This is a genomic window from Metapseudomonas resinovorans, assembly GCF_002003485.1.
In the GTDB taxonomy this organism is placed as follows: domain Bacteria; phylum Pseudomonadota; class Gammaproteobacteria; order Pseudomonadales; family Pseudomonadaceae; genus Metapseudomonas; species Metapseudomonas resinovorans_D.
This window is the reverse complement of sequence record NZ_BDMA01000088.1, coordinates 1-17,320: the sequence shown is the minus strand read 5'-3', so window position 1 is coordinate 17,320 and position 17,320 is coordinate 1. Positions and strand designations below refer to the sequence as shown.

The window sequence follows — 17,320 nt, the reverse complement described above, 5'->3', positions numbered from 1 at the left end:
ATTGCGCGGCCACCCTTTACGGCGGCCGCCAGGAGCTGCCTCATGTCCTCCCAAGAGAACCTCTTCGATTCCCGTGCCTTCCGCCGTGCCCTGGGCAATTTCGCCACAGGAGTGACCATCGTCACCGCCACCGCGCCCGATGGCACCCGTGCGGGCGTTACTGCGAACAGCTTCAACTCGGTGTCCCTGGAGCCGCCGCTGATCCTCTGGAGCATCGACAAACGCTCCAGCAGCCTGGAGGTGTTCCAGCAGGCAGGCCACTTTGCGGTGAACATCCTCGCCGCCGACCAGATCGATCTGTCCAACCAGTTCGCTCGCCCGCGTGACGACAAGTTCGAAGGTGTGTCCTTCGAGAGTGGTATTGGCGGCGCCCCTCTGTTTTCCGACTGTGCGGCGCGCTTCCAGTGCGAGATGCATCAGCAAGTGGATGGCGGCGACCATGTCATCCTGATCGGCAAAGTGCTGGCCTTCGACGACTTCGGTCGCTCGCCGCTGCTGTACCACCAGGGCGCCTACTCCATGGTCCTGCCACACACTCGCATGACGCAGAAGGCCGAGGGCCAGCCGGCTTCGAGTGCCTTTCAAGGGCGCCTGTCGAACAACCTCTACTACCTGATGACCCAGGCGGTACGTGGCTACCAGACCGACTATCAGCCCAAGCAGCTGTCCACCGGCCTGCGCACCAGCGAGGCGCGCATGCTGATGGTGCTGGAGAACGATGCAGGCCTCAGTCTTTGCGATCTGCAGCGTGAGGTGGCGATGCCCATGCGCGAAATCGAGGAGGCCGTGGCCATCCTCAAACGCAAGGGCATGGTTGCCGACGCGGAGGATCGCTACGTGCTGACACCTGCTGGCGTGGAGCAGGCTGATGCGCTCTGGCGCATTGCTCGAGAACAACAGGAGAAGGTGTTCGCTCAGTTCGGCGAGGAGCAGGTGGAAACTTTCAAGAGCATGCTCAAGGCGGTGATTGCGTTGGGCTGAATGGCTTGCATTGCAATGAAAATGGCGCCCCATGTGGGCGCCATTTTTTGTAGGTTGTGGCTGAGCTTTGCGAAGCCCAACGATTCAGAGGCGAGTCTGGGACGTTGGGCTTCGTTCCTCAGCGCCAACCTACGGCAGGACTGCGTCCTGCTTGGCGAATGAATTCGCCCCTACAGGGATTTGCCAGGCGGCAGGTGTTTGAGCGGCGGACACAAAAAAGCCGGCTCAAGGAGCCGGCTTCTTCCATTACATGGGGCAATCAATACACCCCACCACCCCCACTCACCGGAGCGGCCGTGCCCTTGAACGTATTTGCCAGGCTCTGCAGTCCACGCATCAGTACCGTGGTATCCACCCCCACCGCGACGAAGGCAGCACCCAGTTCGATGTAGCGGCGCGCCAGGGCCTGGTCGGCGGAGAGGATGCCGGCGGCCTTGCCGGCGTTGCGGATGCGGACGATGGCATCTTCGATGGCGGCCTGGACTTCCGGGTGGCCGGGATTGCCGCGATGGCCCATGGCGGCGGAGAGATCGGCAGGTCCGATGAACACGCCGTCAACGCCCTCCACGGCAGCGATCACGTCCAGGTTGGCAAGGCCTTCGAGGTTCTCGATCTGCACCAACAGGCACATCTGCTCGTCAGCCTGGTCGAGGTAGCCGGGGATGCTGTTCCAGCGCGAGGCACGGGCCAGGGCGCTGCCGACGCCGCGGATGCCGAAGGGCGGATAGCGCATGGCACGCACCAGCTCGGCGGCCTGTTCGGCCGACTCCACCATGGGCACGAGCAGGGTCTGGGCGCCGATGTCCAGCAGTTGCTTGATCAGCACCGCGTCACCGATAGGCGGGCGGATGATCGGCTGGGACGGGTAGGGCGCAATGGCCTGCAATTGGGCCAGCAGGGTGCGCAGATCGTTGGGCGCGTGCTCGCCGTCGAGCAGCAACCAGTCGAAGCCGGCGTTGGCTGCCAGCTCCGCGCAATAGGCATCGGCAAGGCCGAGCCAGAGGCCGATCTGCGGCTGTCCGGAGTGGAGGCGCTGTTTGAAGTGGTTGATCGGCAGGTCCATGGCGGATTCCTTGGCGGGCATTGAATGTAGGAGCCAGCTCTGCTGGCGAAGCGCTTCGCGAGCAAGCTCGCTCCTACAGGGGCGCGTCAGACGAAGCGGCAGGCGATGGAGCCCAACTGGTCGTAGTCGACGTGGAAGGTATCGCCGGGGTTTGCCGCCACAGGGCGAGTGAAGGAGCCGCCGAGAATGATCTGGCCGGCTTCTAGGGTGACGTCATAAGGCGCCAGCTTGTTGGCCAGCCACGCCACACCCTTGGCCGGATGGTTGAGTACGGCAGCAGACACACCGGATTCCTCGATCACGCCATTGCGGTAGAGGATGGCCGGCACGCGGCGCAGGTCGATGTCTGTCGGCCGCACGGCGCGACCGCCCATCACCACGCCAGCGTTGGCGGCGTTATCGGAAATGGTGTCGAACACCTTGCGGGTCACTTTCGTATCGGGGTCCACCTGCTGGATGCGGGCGTCGATGATCTCCAGCGCGGGAATCACCCACTCGGTGGCATCGAGCACGTCGAACACCGTGCAGTTCGGGCCGCGCAGGGGCTTGCCGAGGATGAAGGCCAGTTCCACTTCCACGCGCGGGACGATGAAGCGCTCGAACGGGATGTCGCTGCCTTCCTCGAACAGCATGTCGTCCAGCAGCGCACCGTAATCCGGCTCGGTGATATTGGACGACACCTGCATGGCGCGGGAGGTGAGGCCGATCTTATGGCCGACCAGCTTGCGACCGTCACGGATCTTCTGCGCCACCCAGGCGCGCTGGATGGCATAAGCGTCGTCGATGCTGATGGACGGGTAATCGAGGGAGAACTGACGCACCTGTTCGCGGGAACGCTCGGCGGCGTCGAGACGGGCAGCGGCCTGTTGGATCAGAGTAGGGTCGAGCATGACGGGGCTCTCTAACGGGGATTGACGAGTTCGGCGGGAGTGCGAAGCACCAGTGCGGCGCCGAGGGCGATGAATACGGCCAAGACGAACAGCGCGAGGCTGGCGCTCTGAGTGGTGTCACGCATCCAGCCGATCAGGTAGGGCGCGAGAAAAGCGGCAACGCTGCCGAAGGAACTGATCAAACCGATTCCGGCCGCCTGGGTGCGGATGGAGAGGAAGGCCGGCGGCAACTGCCAGAACATCGGCAGGGCAGCGCTGGCGCCCATGCCGGCGATGATCAGTCCAGCCAGGACGGGGACGGTGCTGCCGGGTAACATCCCGCTGATGGCAATGCCGGCGGCGCACATCAACAGCGGAACGCACAGGTGCCAGCGACGTTCGCGGTGACGGTCCGAGGAACGGCCGCAGGCCAGCATGAAGCAAACACCAGCCACATAGGGGATGGCGCTGAGCAGTCCAACCTGGCTGTCCCGGGCGATGCCGGTGCCGTGGATCAGGGTGGGCATCCAGAAGGCCAGGGTATTCACCGCCAGCATTACCGCGAAGTAGATCGCCACCAGGAGCCACACCCAGCGATCGCGCAAGATCCCGGCGAAGGAGGTGATCGGCTTGCGCTGCTCCTCGATCGCCAGGTCCTCCCGCAAGCAGCGCTTCTGCTCGTCGCTCAACCATGCAACCGCATCAAAGCGTTCCGGCAGGTTGAACCACACCACCAGGCCAAGGAGGATCACGGGGGAACCTTCCAGCAGGAACATCCACTGCCAACCGCGCAGGCCAAGGTGGTCGTGGAAACCTTCGAGTATGGCGCCAGACAGTGGCCCGCCTATAACCCCGGCCATGGGCACGGCGATGGCGAACAGGGCGGTGATCTGGGCGCGCCGACGCGCCGGGTACCAGCGGTTGAGGTACACCAGAATGCCGGGGAAGAAGCCGGCCTCGGCGACCCCAAGAAGGAAGCGCAGCACGTAGAAGCCGGTGGCGTCCTGGATCAGGAACATGCCGCTGGACAGGAAGCCCCAGACCACCATCAGGAACGCGATCCAGCGGCGTGGGCCGACCCGTTCCAGGGCCAGGTTGCTGGGCACGCCAAACAGGGCGTAGGCAATGAAGAACAGACCGGCGCCGAGGCCGTAGACGGTGTCGCTGAACTGCAGGTCAGCGCTCAGCTGCATCTTGGCGAAGCCGATATTGATACGGTCGAGGTGGGCGAACAGGTAGCACACCAGCAGCAGCGGCATCAGCCGCCAGGTGACGGCGCGATGGGTCGCGTCGCGGGTGGCGTGTTCGGCGCCAGCAGGGCAAACGGAATCGATTGTGCTCATGGTCTTGTACTTTTTCTGAATGAGAGCGGGCGGAAGGTGGGGCGGCTTTAGCCGCCCTGGCCCCTCAGGAATGCATGCACGTTGTTGAGCTTGTAATTGAGCTCGGCATCCAGCTCGGTCATCTCGAAGGAGAGGGCCAGCAGGCGGCGCTCCTGGAGTCCGGCGAAGTGCTGGGAGATCGTCTCGAACAGCTCGTCGGCCACCTGGCGACGAGTCTCCAGATCACGGCCGGCACCGACTTTCAGGGTCATGTGGACGAACGCGTAGTCGTGCTTGCCGTCCGCCATGCGCCAGGTATCCAGGCGCATGGCACGGCTGCGGATGCCCCCGAGGGGAAAGACCCCCGAGGCGCCCAGACAGGCGTGGACCTTCTCGAAGAGGCCCGGCAGGTCAGCCTCGGCCTCGATGTTGTGGGTGTATTCGACGATGAAGTGCGGCATGGCGCTGCCCCTCAGAGACGGCTGGTGGAGGCGACGCCGGCCGGGTTCGACGCCTGGGCGGCGGGAATGGCGGAACCGTCCTGCGGGGTGACCGGGAACACGGCGTTGATCTGGCCGGTGCCGGAGGAGCCGAAGTAGGGGGTGACGACTTCGGCCTTGCCGTCGTACTTCGACCAGCCCAGCGCGCCCAGCAGCATGGCGGTGTCGTGCATGAAGCCTTCGCCGTGGCCCTTCACCGCGTACTCCGGGAGCATGGCGCAGAAGTCTTCCCACTCGCCGTCTTCCCACATCTGCACCACGCGGTGATCGAGGGTTTCCAGGAAGGGGCTCCACACTTTCGTGGCGAACTCGGGTGCCTGGCCGTTCTGGGCGAAACGGTGGGACAGCGAACCGCTGGCGAGGAAGGCGACAGTGCCGTCGTAGTGTTCTTCCACGGCCTTGCGCATGGCCCAGCCGAGACGGGCGCTGTCGTTCAGGTAATGGGAGGTGCACAGCGCGGAAACCGAGACCACCTTGAAGTGGCGGTCGGTGTTCATGTAACGCATGGGCACCAGGGTGCCGTACTCCGGTGCCAGGGTGGTGGCGTCGTGGGCCATGGTCTCCACGCCGAAACGGTTGCACTCCTCGGCCAGCAGGCGGCCCAGCTCGGGGTTACCCGGGAAGCCGTATTCCATGTTGGCGATGAAGTGCGGCAGCTCGTTGCTGGTGTAAAGGCCTTCGAAGTTCGACGCGCAGTTGATGTGGTAGTTGGCGTTGACCAGCCAATGGGTGTCGAACACGACGATGGTGTCGACGTTCAGCTCGCGGCAGCGGCGGCTGATCTCGATGTGCCCATCGATGGCGGCCTGACGGAAGCCCTGGCGCGGGCCCGGCAGTTCGGACAGGTACATGGATGGGACGTGGGTGATCTTGGCGGCGAGAGCGACAGTGCCCATGACATTGACTCCTGATCTTTATTGTTCGGTCGGTTGCACGCCGGCACGGGGAGGGGAGTCGAACTCCCCTCTTTATGGATTAGCAGTTATCTCACAGGCCCCAGCGCGGGATGTGGTGGCTACCCATGGAAATGCACACGTTCTTGATCTCGGCGAAGACTTCGAAGCTGTACTGGCCGCCCTCGCGGCCGGTGCCCGAGCCCTTCACGCCGCCGAACGGCTGGCGCAGGTCGCGCACGTTCTGGCTGTTGATGAACACCATGCCGGCTTCGATGCCACGGGCCAGGCGGTGGGCCTTGCCGATGTCCTGGGTCCAGATGTAGGAGGCCAGGCCGTACTCGGTGTCGTTGGCCAGGCGCAGGGCTTCGGCTTCGTCCTTGAACTTCATCAGGCAGACCACCGGGCCGAAGATTTCTTCCTGGGCGATGCGCATGCGGTTATCCACATTGGCGAACACCGTGGGCTGGATGAACTGCCCTTTGGTCAGGTGCGCAGGGAGGTTGGCTGGGCGTTCCAGACCGCCCGCCAGCAGGGTGGCGCCTTCCTCGATGCCGATGCGGATGTAGCCGGTGACCTTGTCGTAGTGGGCCTGGGTAATCATCGAGCCCACCTGGGTTTTCGGGTCCTGCGGATCACCCACGATCAGGCGCTTGGCTCGCGCGGCGAATTCGGCGACGAATTGGTCGTAGACGCTCTCCTGGATGAAGATCCGGCTGCCCGCGGTGCAGCGCTCGCCGTTCAGCGAGAAGATGGTGAACAGCGCGGCGTCCAGGGCGCGGTCGAGGTCGGCGTCGTCGAAGATCAGCACCGGCGACTTGCCGCCCAACTCCATGGAGTATTTCTTCAGACCGGCAGTCTGCATGATCTTGCGACCTGTGGCGGTGCCGCCGGTGAAGGAAATGGCGCGCACGTCCGGGTGACGGACCAGGGCGTCGCCAGCGGTGGCGCCGTACCCCTGCACCACGTTCAGCACGCCTTTGGGGATGCCGGCTTCCAGGGCCAGACGGCCCAGTTCGTTGGCGGTCAGCGGCGACAGCTCGCTCATCTTCAGCACCGCGGTGTTGCCCAGGGCCAGGCAGGGTGCGGTCTTCCAGGTGGCGGTCATGAACGGCACGTTCCACGGCGACACCAGCCCGCACACGCCCACCGGCTGGTACAAGGTGTAGTTGAGCATCTGGTCGTCCACCGGATAGCTGTGGCCGTCCATGCGGGTGCAGACCTCGGCGAAGAACTCGAAGTTGTGCGAGGCGCGGGGGATCAGCACGTTCTTCGTCTGGTGGATCGGCAGACCGGTGTCCAGGGTTTCCAGCTCGGCCAGGTGCGGCACGTTCTCGTCGATCAGTTCACCCAGCTTGCGCATCAGCTTCGCGCGTTCCTTGGCCGGGGTATTGGCCCACTTGGGGAAGGCTTCCTTGGCGGCGGCCACGGCGGCGGCGATTTCTGCGGCGCCACCGCTGGCGACTTCACCGATGGCGTCCATGGTGGCCGGGTTGTAGTTGACGAAAGTCTCTTTGCTTTCGACTTCCTGGCCGTTGATCCAGTGCTTGATCATCTTGCTCATGCCTCTTGTTGCTTGCGAGCGAAGAAGGCCTCTTCGCTGACGATTCGGTTGACCAAGCGGCCTACGCCTTCCACTTCCACCACCACTTCATCGCCCGGCACCACGTCGGCCAGGCCCTCGGGCGTGCCGGTGGCGATCATGTCGCCCGGTTGCAGCGTCATGAAGCTGGAGAAGTATTCGATCAGGTAGGGGATGTCGAAGATCATGTCCGCAGTGGTGCCTTCCTGTTTCAGCTCGCCGTTGATCCAGGTGCGCAGCTTGAGCTTCGAGGGATCGGGTACGTCAGCCGCGTCGACAATCCACGGGCCGACCGGGGTGGTGGCGTCGCGGTTCTTCACCCGCAGGTTGGGCCGGTAGTAGTTCTCCAGGTAATCGCGGATGGCGTAGTCGTTGCAGACGGTGTAGCCGGCGAGGTAGGCGAGGGCGTCCTCGCGCTTGACGTTGCGCGCGGCCTTGCCAATCACCGCCACCAGTTCGCACTCGTAGTGCATGTAGGCGACGTTGTCCGGGCGCCAGGTGGCCTGGTTGTGGCCGGTGTAGGTGCCCGGCGACTTGATGAAGGCCAGCGGCTCGGTTGGGGCGTTGAAGGCCAGCTCGGCAGCGTGGTCGGCGTAGTTCAGCCCCAGGGCGAACATGCTGCCGGTGGCCGGCGGCAGCCACTGGACCTGGTCCTCGGCCAGCAGTCGGCCATCGGCGAGGCGGACGGCGTTGCCTTCTACCACGGTCACGGCGTGGACTTCGCCCTGGTAACGGATGCGTGCGTGTTTCATCTCGGGCTCCTTATTCCGCAACCACGGTGTTGGCGAGGCGGCCGAGGCCAGTGATTTCCACTTCCACGACATCGCCCGGTTGCACGTCGACGCGGCCTTCCGGGGTGCCGGTGATCAGCACGTCGCCCTCGTGCAGGGTCATGAATTCGCTGATCTCCTCGATCAGCTGGGGGATGCCGCGCACCAGGTTGGCGGTGCTGTTCTCCTGGCGCAGCTCGCCGTTGATGAAGAGCTTCAGGGTCAGGGCGTGAGGGTCCTGCACATCGGCGGCCGGGACAAATTCCGGGCCGATGGGGCAGAAGCCATCGCGACACTTGGCCTTCACCGCCGGGCGGTAATAGCTCTCTTCCGGCAGGCTGAACTCGTTGACGATCACGTAGCCGGCCACATGGGCCATGGCGTTTGCGGCGCTTACGCGGCTGGCGCTCTTGCCGATCACCACGCCCAGGGCCGGCCCCGGTTGCAGGCGTTCCACGCCCTGCGGGTAGATCACCGGCTGGCCGTGGCCATTGCGGGTGTTCGGGGTCTTGATGAACAGCACCGGTTTGACCGGCGGCTTCTGGTAGGGCAGCTGCTGGAATTCCTCCAGACGGCTTTCCAGCAGGCCCCGGTAGTTCAGCGCAACGCCGAACAGGGTGCCGGTGGCGACGTGGTCGAGTGCGGGGCGCATGGTCGTCTCCTGTGGATAAAAAGCGGGTGTTGCCGTGACAGGAGCACCACCCGTAACGAGGATTTCGTTAATGTGTTAACGTTATATTTAACATGTTAATGATCGTCAAGCCTTGCGTCTTCGCCTTTCGTCATCGAAGGTGTGCGAAGGCAGCGGAGAAAGGTCGCCATGGCAGAGCGCCAGCCCATTCCCAACATCAACATCGGCCAGGTCTACGACCAGCGGTATGCCGATGCCGAAGTGCACTACGAGGCCCTGGGCAAGCTCGCGGATTTCTTCGGCCGCAACATGCCGGTGCACCGTCACGACCGCTTCTTCCAGGTGCACTACGTGAAAAGTGGTGCGGTGCGGGTCTATCTCGACGAGCAGCAATACCGTCAGGAAGGGCCGCTGTTTTTCCTCACGCCACCGACCATCCCTCATGCATTCGTTACCGAGCAGGACGCCGACGGCCACGTACTCACGGTTCGTCAGCAGTTGGTCTGGCCTTTGCTCGAGGCTGAACAGGGGCTGGCCGATTGCGCGCAGATCGCGCCCGTATGCGTGGCCTTTTCGGAGCTGGGGCAGGAGTACCGCGAGGAGGTGCAGCGTCTCGACCTGCTGTTCGACCAGCTGCGCAGCGAGTTCACCGCCAGCCGGCCGGGGCGCGAGGCCAGTCTGTCAGCGCTGACTCGGTTGATCTTCATCAGCTTGCTGCGCCTCTCGGCCCGTTCGCTCAAGGCGCAGCCGGCGCGGCATGAAGACTTGCAGGTGTTCCACCGTTTCAATGGATTGATCGAGGCGCACTACCGCGAGCACTGGTCCCTTAGGCAGTACGCGGAGCAAATGGGGGTCACGGAGGCGCGCCTGAATGACATCTGCCGGCGTATCGCCGACCTGCCGTCCAAGCGCCTGATCCACGACCGGGTGATGCAGGAAGCCAAGCGCCTGCTGCTGTTCACCGGCAGCTCGGCCAACGAGATCTGCTACCTGCTGGGCTTCCGGGATCCGGCCTACTTCAGTCGCTTCTTCGCCCGCAACGCGGGCATGACTCCCGGCGAATACCGCCAGCGCAAGGCCGAAGACAAGGAAGATGCGTGGCGCTGAGGGGGCTTAGCTGAATTCGAATTCATTTGCCCAAGCCAGCAGGTTGAAGCCGAACGGGTAGGGTGCGCCGTGCGCACGAGCGGTTTGACCTGGTACCGAAGCTGATCCCGGAATCGGTGCGCATAGCGCACCCTACGATCCAGGCCGAGCTAAAGAATTCGACCTTGTTCGCCCCTACGGGAACGGCCCAGGTCTCTGCAGCCATGTAGGTTCGAATTCATTCGAAAAAGGGCCGCGAAGCGGCCCCAGGCGAGCATTTGATTTGACCGGTGGCGTGGGGTTGGGCGGAACTGCGTCCCGCTTCGCGATTGAAATCGCCCCCACAGGCGAAGGGGCTGCCTTCGCGCCCTACGGCGCGAGGCCGAATGCCTCCGCCATCCCACCGATCAACTCGCTCTGCAGGCAGCGTTGCGCTGTGCCGGGCTGTTGCAGGCCGATGAATTCACACAGCGGGTCCTGTACCTCAGTGCGGATGCCGGACAGTTCCTCCATAACCGCCAGGCCGCAGAACGGCACGTAGGCTTCGGCATAACCGCCTTCGTGGACCAGCACCAGACGGCCCTGGCACAGGCGCTCGGCGGCTTCGCGGACCAGGCGGGCCATGGCGCGGAAGCTGTCGCTGTGCAGCAGCATGCGCGCCAGCGGGTCCACGGCGTTGGCGTCGTAGCCGCAGGCGACCACGATCAGCTCCGGCTCGAAGCGTTCCAGCGCCGGAATCACGATCCGTTCCATGGCTTCGAGGTAGGCTTCATGGCCACTTCCGGCAAGCAGCGGGATGTTGATGTTGGTGCCAAGCCCCGCACCTTCGCCACGATCGTCCGTGCCGCTGTAGCCCGGCGGGAAGCAGCCGTCCTGGTGCAGGGAGATGGTCAGTACGTCAGGCCGGTTGTAGTAGACCGCTTGTGTGCCATTGCCGTGGTGCACGTCCCAGTCGATTACCGCCACCTTGCCCAGCCCGTGACGGGCCTTGGCCGCTTCGATGGCCACCGGAATGTTGGCCAGGAAGCAGAAGCCCATGGCCTGGTCCGGCAGGCAGTGGTGACCCGGCGGGCGCGACAGGGAATAGGCGTTGTCGGCTTCGCCTTTGAGCACGGCATCCACCGCCGCCATGGCGAGGCCAGCGGAGAGCTTGGCGATCTCGTAGCTGCCCGGGCCGATGGGCGCGTGCTCGCCGAGATTGCCACCGCCGGCGTCGCTCAGGGCCTTGAAGCGCTTCAGGTAGTGCTGCGGATGCACCCGCAGCAGGTCCTCCTCGCTGGCGGCCGGGGCGCTGCGCAGATCGAGCCGGGTGGTGAGGCCGGAGACATCCATCAGGTTCTTCAGGCGGCGCTTGGTTTCCGGGGATTCGGCGTGGCCGGCAGCCGAGGGTGGCTGCACCCAGCCTCCTACCGGAAGGATCAGGGCATGCTGGCTGGCGCTGTGCCAGAGGGACAGTTCGTCGAAGAAGAAGGCAGTACGGCGGCTCATGGTGGGTCTCCTTGGCTTACAGGGATTGGGCGGTGGTGAGGGAAGCGGGGCGCAGGCGGCTGCCGAGGGTGGCGAGCAGGGACAGGGTGGTCAGGGTGCCGGCGGCCAGAAGCAGGGATCGGAAGTCGCCGCTGTCGCCGAGCAGGTGGCCCGCCATGGCTGGGCCCAGGGCCAGACCGGAGCCGATCACCAGGTTGCTCAGGCTCATCAGGCGGCCGGATTCATCAAGTTCCACCAGGCTGGCGAGGATGAAGGGCAGCACGTAGGTCCAGGTGAACTTGAACAGCAGGACGGCCACGGCGAAGCGTGCCAGTTGGGGTTGGTCGAGCAGCAGCAGGGTGGCGGCCACCATCAGGCCGAAGCCGCTGCACAGCAGCGGTGTGCGCGGCAGGCGCTCGCCGATCAGGGTCGCGCAGCCGGCGCCGGCGATGCCCATGAGGGTGGCGATGGCGAGGATGTCGCCGCTCGCCTGGGCGTTCAGGCCGGCCTGGGCGCCGATGGCCCCGATGAAGGTCCAGACCGCGCTGAGGGCGACGTAGAAACCCAGCAGACCGAGGATCGCCGCTGCGACTTTCCAGTGTGATGCCGAGCCGCTGCGCGCGGGGCGTTCGGTCGCCCGATGGGCCGCAGGGAAGGCGCGTACAAGGGGCAGGCTGAGCAGTGTCAGGGTGGCCAGCAGCAGGTAAACAACGCCCAGGCCGTAGGCCTCGAACAGGCGTGGCAGCAGGCTCAGACCGATGGCGCCGAGTACCAGCTGGCCCAACACCCAGAAGCCATAGGCGCGGCTCGGATTGGGCAGTGTGGCCGCGCAGGACAGACAGAGCACCATCAGCGAGCCGCCGGCCAGGGCAGTGACGAAGCGCAGCGCGGCCAGCGGCAGGTAGCTCGCCGTCGCTGCAGAGGCGAGATTGCCGGCGATGAACAGCAGGGCGGCGATCAGCGCCGCGCGACGGCAGTCGACCCGCTTCAGCCACCAGAAGGAGGGCAGGGTGGCAAGGCTCATGGCGCCCAGTTCGATGGAGAACAGGTTGCCGATCTGCTCCGGGTTCAGGCCCAGCTCGACGGCGAGGCGGGTGGCAATGGCGGGGGCGGTGAGCAGTACCACCGAGGTGATGGCGGCGAACACGACGATGGCGGCCTGCAGCGCCAGCGGCTGCCTGGATTGGAAGGTCATGGCGGTGTCTCCTGGATCAGAACACGTGGGCCAGGCGAAGCAGGGCCTGGGCGCCGTGGTAGCCGTTGTCGGTGTCGACGTTGTGGGAGAGGGCGACCATCAGTTGGTTCTGCTGGTCCAGCCAGTGGCCGAGTTCGATCCCCAGCTGGGTGTATCGCTGGTGGGTGTCGTCGAGGGTGCGGTCGTTCAGGCTGAGTTCACCGCCGTCGGCATGCACCAGGCGCAGGGCGCCGTAGGTAGCCGGGGTGAAGTCATAGGAGGCGAAGGCTTGCAGGCGATAGAGCGGGTCCTGCTCCAGGTCCATGCCGTAGTAATCGTCGTTCTTGCCGTAGATCTGGGCTTCGAGGTTGGCCTCCAGCACCCACTTCTCGCCGACGCCCTGGGTGTAGTTGTAATTGAAGGTCAGGCCCCAGCGGTTGGCGCCGGGGGAAACATCCGGGTTGTTGCCGTGGTACTCGCCCACCGGAACGGTGACCAGGGTCAGCAGGCCGCTGTAAGTGCGGGTGGCCGGGTCGTTGATGATGAACAACGTGCCGCCCATCTGCGGGTCGCCAATGCCGCGCTCGCTGGTGTGGCCGGTGGCGCCGGGAAGGCGGGCGTCGATGTCGACGTAGGGCACGATGAACTGCGGCGTGCAGAGGGTGCCGCAGGCGTCGGTGAAGAGCACATGGCGGTAGGCCAGGGCGTTGACCTCCAGGTCCGCCTTGCCGGTGCGGTCTGCCGGACCGTGGAAGTCGTTGGCGCGATTGGTGGGCAGGTAGAGCACGCCGAGCTGGGTGCCCGAGGGGGCGGAGAAGAAGTCGCGGGCGTTCATGTCGGCGGCCTGCGCGGCGAGGGGTAACAGCACGCTGCCGAGGAGGGCGTGACGGAAGGAGCGGGTGCGGGTCATGGGCGTTGCATCTCTTTTTCTGGGTGCGGTGGGTTTCTTCGGGCAAGGCGCCGCCCTGCCGCCCATGTGGGGCAGCCGGAGTTCAGGCGGCTGGGAAAGCGGGAATCAGTCGGGTGGCGAGTGGAGGAGGTGGGCGATGCTCGCCTTGTCCTTCACGCCGAGCTTGGAATAGATGGTGCGTATGTGGTGGCGCACGGTATTGGGCGCCAGGCCCAGGTCGCGGGCGATTTCCTTGTAGGTCTTGCCTTCGCCGAAGCGCAGGGCCACGTCGTTCTCGCGCGCGCTGAGCTGTTGCAGCGGGCTGTGGCTGCGCGCGGCGAGGAGATGCAGGTCGCCCACCGCGGAGACTTCCAGCAACAGGCGCTCACCCTGATAGCCATCGGGGTTGACGCTCTCGGGCAATTGCGGACCGGTCCAGTCGGGCCACTCGGTGAGCAGCAGGTCGACGAAGCCTCGCTCGGCACAATGCAGGGTGCCGCGGGCATCGCATACGGCCAGCGCCAAATTGCGCGGGTTGGACAGGCTTTCCCGCTTGGCCACCAGGGTGCGGATCTGGTTGGCCGAGACGGCGGCGGCGAGGTGCCGCATCAACTGGTCCATCAGCAGTTGATCCTGGTCGTTGAAGGGGGCGGACGTCGGCGAGCGGTAGAGGGTCAGGTGGTCTACCAGGCCGGTCTGCGGATCGGAATGGATGACGCAGAGGAACTCGCGGAAGCCGTGGCGCTCCCCCAGCCACTGCAGTCCTGGTGTGCTGTTGGCGCTGTCGACGATCACCGACTTGTCGGGTGCGGCGCTGACCAGGCCGACGGTCACGTCCTCGTGACGGATCGACTGCCAGTCTTCCAGGTAGTGCGGCGGCAGGTTGAACAGATGCGAGCTGTGTTCTTCCGGCAGGCCGTCGATCATCGCGGCACGGCCCCACCAGGCCTTGTCGAAGGGCAGCAGCTGCTGGAGCTGCGTCAGTGCGAGGGCGTGGAAGCGCTCGATGGACCTGTCCCTGGCCAGGCGCTGGAGTTCCAGCACGGTGTCGCTGAATGCCTCCAGCAATGCGGTGGTGATCGTTCGATCAGCCTGGTCATTCCTGCTCATGCGGTATCCCCGGGTGCGACGTTGTTTTTGTTCTGTCACAGGTTCGAGTCATGGCCTTTCGTCTTTGCGACGGGGCAGGGCCTGGAGCGAGTATCGGGTTCGCATGAGGGAGCCGCCATCCTACAGATGCAGGATAGGATCAGCGGGCGCTCTCGCTGCTTGCGGCGATCTCCCGGCCCAGCCGACGCTGGCGCGGCAACAGCCAGGCGCAGTAGCTGAGCAGTAGTACACCGGCGACGGCCATGGCCCAGGGCGCGCCGACATGCTCGGCCAGCACGCCTACCAACAAGCCGCCAATGGCGTCGAAACCGAAGCGCGTCGAGGTATAGAGCGATACCACGCGGCCACGCAGGTGCTCCGGGGCGAGGCTCTGCAGGAGGATGTTGGTGCCGACGTTGCAGTTGGTGATGGCGAAGCCGAGCAGTGCCATGGCCAGCAGCGAGATCACCAGATGTTCGCTGAGCGCGAAGGCCAGCAGGCCGGCCCCACCGGCCATGGCGCAAACCATGATGGTGTTTGCCAGCCCCTCAAGCGCATGGCGATTGGCGAGGAACAGCGTACCGAGCAACGAACCGAGCCCGGCCGCGCCCCAGAGCCAGCCGAGGGTACGCGCATCGCCGGCGAAGATGTCCTTGGCGAATACCGGCAGCAGCACGGCGTAGCTCGATGCGGTGAGGTTGACGACCAGCACGCTGAGCATCATCAGGCGAATGGTTGGCCGTCCAGCAACATACGCCAGCCCTTCGCGGAAGACGTCTCCGGTGGACCCGGTTGCACGCGGCGTCGGTGCCATGCGGATAATCCAGAGTCCGACGGTCAGGCCAACGTAGGAGAGGGCGTTGAGGGCGAAGCAGGCGGCTTCGCTGGTGACCCCCAGCAGCAGTCCGGCCAGGGGCGGGCCGATGAAGCGCGAGCTGTTGAAGAGCATCGCGTTCAGTGCCAGCGCGTTCGGCAGGTCCTGCTTGCCGCTGACGAACTGGCTCAGCAGGGATTGCCGCAGCGGTGTGTCGAAGGCATTGAGTACCCCCAGTAACGCGGCCATGGCGACGATCAGCACGGGGCCGATGTTGCCGGTCACGGTCAAGAGGGCAAGGCCGCTGGCCTGGAGACCGAGCAGGCCCTGGACGCCGATCAGCAGGCGGCGCTTGTCGTGCCGGTCAATCCAGGCGCCTGCCAGCGGCCCCACCAGCAGTTGCGGCACCAGCGCCGCGAAGGTCGTGATGCCCAGCAGCGCGGCGGAGCCGGTCAGGCGGTAGATCAACCACGCAAGTGCCACCTGCTGCAGCCAGCTGCCCAGGGTGGAAATCGCCTGACCGGCAAAGTACAGGCGGAAGTTGCGATGGCGCAGGGCGCGGACGGCGACGGGCCAGGAATGGGAATCGGGCATCTGGAGCAGATACGTAAGTCGGCGGTGGATGAAGGTTAATATATTAACGTAATCGCTGGCTGGGCAGTTCCTGGTCGACAACCCATTGATCAGAAAGAATTTATCCAGCTATCAATGGCATCGATGTTCCCTATCGGGCGTGATCACTTTTTAATCACCTACCCATCCGTAAGATTGGCTCCGTACCCAGTTTCCAGCCCCCCTTCGAGGAGCCCAGATCATGAAAACTCAAGCCATCGCCGCACTGTTCATCGCTACCCTGAGCAGCTCTGTTTTCGCTCTGCCGTCCTCCTCCCAGACCGTCGAGCCGGTTATTGCTGAAGGCTACATGGTGCTGGATCGCGTTGCCGAAGGCGGTTCCGACCGCACCGGTGCCAACCGTATCGCCGAAGGTGGCTCCGACCGCACTGGCGCCAACCGCATCGCCGAAGGTGGTTCCGACCGCCTGCCGCAAGCCCAACGCGTAAGCTGATCACCACGCGCGACAATCCCTGAAAGCCCGGCCAATGCCGGGCTTTTTACTGCGCGGGCGAAATCGATGGTGCCTGGCTACTCTCGGCGCCAGCCCGCCAGGCACATCTCGACAAGGCCGCTGGCAGCCTCGGTCAAGCCGCCAGGCAAGGCTCAGGGCAAGCTGGGTTTTTCAGTCGAGGAACCCTTGTCATGTCACCGATTCCCAGTGAGTTCGACGGTCGTGTGGTGCTGGTCACGGGCGGTGCCCAAGGCATCGGTCAGGCCATCGTCCGGCAGTTTGCGGAAGCTGGGGCGCAGGTGATGATCGCCGACCTGCGTGGCGAGCAGGCCGCCAACCTGGCGGCCGCGTTGCGCGCAGAAGGATGGCAGGTCAGTGCCGCCGCAGTGGATTTGACCCAGCCGGAGGCGATCGCAACCCTCTTGCAGCAGATCGAATCAACCCATGGTCGCCTCGACGTGCTGGTGCACAACGCGGGTTACTTTCCCCTCACGCCGTTCTCGGAAATCTCCCCGCGGGTCCTTCAGCGCACCCTGGACGTGAACCTCTCAGCGCTGTTCTGGCTGACCCAAGGCGCACTGCCGCTATTCACTCGCCAAGGGAGTGGATGCGTGCTGGTGACCTCATCGGTCACGGGGCCGCGTGTGGCCTATCCGGGGTTGACCCACTACGCCGCCGCGAAGGCGGGGGTGAATGGATTCATCCGCGCAGCGGCCCTGGAGCTGGCGCCATTGAAGGTACGGGTGAACGGCGTGGAACCCGGAATGATCGAACGCCCGCCATGGACAATCTCGGCGATGCATCCCTCAACGCCCGCATTGCCGCAGCCGTGCCACTGGGACGCCTGGGTGAGCCGGGCGATATCGCCGCGGCTATGCGCTTTCTGGCCTCGGATGGGGCGGCGTACATCACGGGACAGACCATTGTGGTCGACGGCGGAGCGACGCTGCCGGAGGTAACGGTGGGGATTGCCTGATGCGAAAGCCGGGGCCGCTGTGCGGCCCGGTTTAGATGGAAGCGTCCGCACACTCTTTGTGGGAGATTCCATGTCAATCAGCCATGCCGACCTGGGGCCGATACGGCTGTTGGCTGGTCATCAGGGCAAAGGCAATCCTGGCCAGCTT

16 protein-coding genes and 1 pseudogene are annotated in these 17,320 nt (G+C 64.8%); 4 read left to right on the top strand and 13 right to left on the bottom strand.

What is annotated here, in order from left to right:
* The first annotated feature begins 42 nt into the window (after positions 1-42).
* Positions 43-981 (top strand): p-hydroxyphenylacetate 3-hydroxylase reductase component, encoded by a 939-nt coding sequence (locus MnOB_RS24480; protein WP_077527075.1) that lies wholly within the window; start codon positions 43-45, stop codon positions 979-981.
* A gap of 259 nt (positions 982-1,240) precedes the next feature.
* On the opposite strand, the gene hpaI is transcribed toward MnOB_RS24480, so the two are convergent.
* The 8 genes from hpaI to MnOB_RS24440 form a co-directional block, all read right to left on the bottom strand.
* A complete protein-coding gene (hpaI, locus tag MnOB_RS24475; protein ID WP_077527073.1) occupies positions 1,241-2,044 on the bottom strand; it encodes a 4-hydroxy-2-oxoheptanedioate aldolase in 804 nt (267 codons plus the stop codon).
* 86 nt (positions 2,045-2,130) lie between these two features.
* The gene (gene hpaH / locus MnOB_RS24470) at positions 2,131-2,934 is read right to left on the bottom strand and encodes a 2-oxo-hept-4-ene-1,7-dioate hydratase (protein ID WP_077527071.1); all 804 of its coding nucleotides are present in this window, start codon (positions 2,932-2,934) and stop codon (positions 2,131-2,133) included.
* Between the two features lie 11 nt (positions 2,935-2,945).
* Positions 2,946-4,256, bottom strand: coding sequence for an MFS transporter (locus MnOB_RS24465; protein WP_077527070.1), 1,311 nt, complete (start codon positions 4,254-4,256; stop codon positions 2,946-2,948).
* A 47-nt stretch (positions 4,257-4,303) separates the two neighbouring features.
* Positions 4,304-4,696 carry a 5-carboxymethyl-2-hydroxymuconate Delta-isomerase gene (locus tag MnOB_RS24460; protein WP_077527069.1) on the bottom strand — a complete coding sequence of 131 codons (393 nt, stop codon included), beginning with the start codon at positions 4,694-4,696 and terminating at the stop codon, positions 4,304-4,306.
* Positions 4,697-4,707: 11 nt separating this feature from the next.
* The gene (gene hpaD / locus MnOB_RS24455) at positions 4,708-5,631 is read right to left on the bottom strand and encodes a 3,4-dihydroxyphenylacetate 2,3-dioxygenase (protein WP_077527068.1); all 924 of its coding nucleotides are present in this window, start codon (positions 5,629-5,631) and stop codon (positions 4,708-4,710) included.
* Positions 5,632-5,722: 91 nt separating this feature from the next.
* Entirely contained in the window at positions 5,723-7,183 is a 1,461-nt protein-coding gene (hpaE, locus tag MnOB_RS24450; protein WP_077527184.1) for a 5-carboxymethyl-2-hydroxymuconate semialdehyde dehydrogenase, read from the bottom strand.
* 5 nt (positions 7,184-7,188) lie between these two features.
* Entirely contained in the window at positions 7,189-7,962 is a 774-nt protein-coding gene (locus tag MnOB_RS24445) for a fumarylacetoacetate hydrolase family protein (protein ID WP_077527067.1), read from the bottom strand.
* Positions 7,963-7,972: 10 nt separating this feature from the next.
* On the bottom strand, positions 7,973-8,632 hold the full coding sequence (locus tag MnOB_RS24440) for a fumarylacetoacetate hydrolase family protein (protein ID WP_077527066.1): 660 nt from the start codon (positions 8,630-8,632) through the stop codon (positions 7,973-7,975).
* 168 nt (positions 8,633-8,800) lie between these two features.
* On the opposite strand from MnOB_RS24440, the gene hpaA reads away from it, so the two are divergent.
* Positions 8,801-9,718, top strand: coding sequence for a 4-hydroxyphenylacetate catabolism regulatory protein HpaA (gene hpaA / locus MnOB_RS24435; protein ID WP_077527065.1), 918 nt, complete (start codon positions 8,801-8,803; stop codon positions 9,716-9,718).
* A 348-nt stretch (positions 9,719-10,066) separates the two neighbouring features.
* Here the strand turns inward: hpaA and MnOB_RS24430 are convergent, their stop codons facing one another.
* The 5 genes from MnOB_RS24430 to MnOB_RS24410 form a co-directional block, all read right to left on the bottom strand.
* A complete protein-coding gene (locus tag MnOB_RS24430) occupies positions 10,067-11,185 on the bottom strand; it encodes a class II histone deacetylase (RefSeq protein ID WP_077527064.1) in 1,119 nt (372 codons plus the stop codon).
* Positions 11,186-11,201: 16 nt separating this feature from the next.
* On the bottom strand, positions 11,202-12,359 hold the full coding sequence (locus MnOB_RS24425) for an MFS transporter (protein ID WP_077527063.1): 1,158 nt from the start codon (positions 12,357-12,359) through the stop codon (positions 11,202-11,204).
* Positions 12,360-12,375: 16 nt separating this feature from the next.
* The gene (locus MnOB_RS24420; protein ID WP_077527062.1) at positions 12,376-13,248 is read right to left on the bottom strand and encodes a transporter; all 873 of its coding nucleotides are present in this window, start codon (positions 13,246-13,248) and stop codon (positions 12,376-12,378) included.
* Positions 13,249-13,353: 105 nt separating this feature from the next.
* Complete coding sequence (locus MnOB_RS24415) at positions 13,354-14,337, bottom strand: helix-turn-helix transcriptional regulator (protein ID WP_077527061.1); 984 nt, start codon at positions 14,335-14,337, stop codon at positions 13,354-13,356.
* A 139-nt stretch (positions 14,338-14,476) separates the two neighbouring features.
* Positions 14,477-15,724, bottom strand: coding sequence for an MFS transporter (locus MnOB_RS24410; protein WP_077527060.1), 1,248 nt, complete (start codon positions 15,722-15,724; stop codon positions 14,477-14,479).
* A 220-nt stretch (positions 15,725-15,944) separates the two neighbouring features.
* Here MnOB_RS24410 and MnOB_RS24405 point away from each other — a divergent pair, with 220 nt between their 5' ends.
* Both MnOB_RS24405 and MnOB_RS24400 read left to right on the top strand, forming a co-directional pair.
* Positions 15,945-16,196: a hypothetical protein gene (locus tag MnOB_RS24405; protein ID WP_077527058.1), complete on the top strand. Its 252-nt coding sequence runs from the start codon at positions 15,945-15,947 to the stop codon at positions 16,194-16,196.
* Between the two features lie 191 nt (positions 16,197-16,387).
* Positions 16,388-17,172: pseudogene (locus MnOB_RS24400) on the top strand (SDR family oxidoreductase).
* Positions 17,173-17,320: the final 148 nt, after the last annotated feature.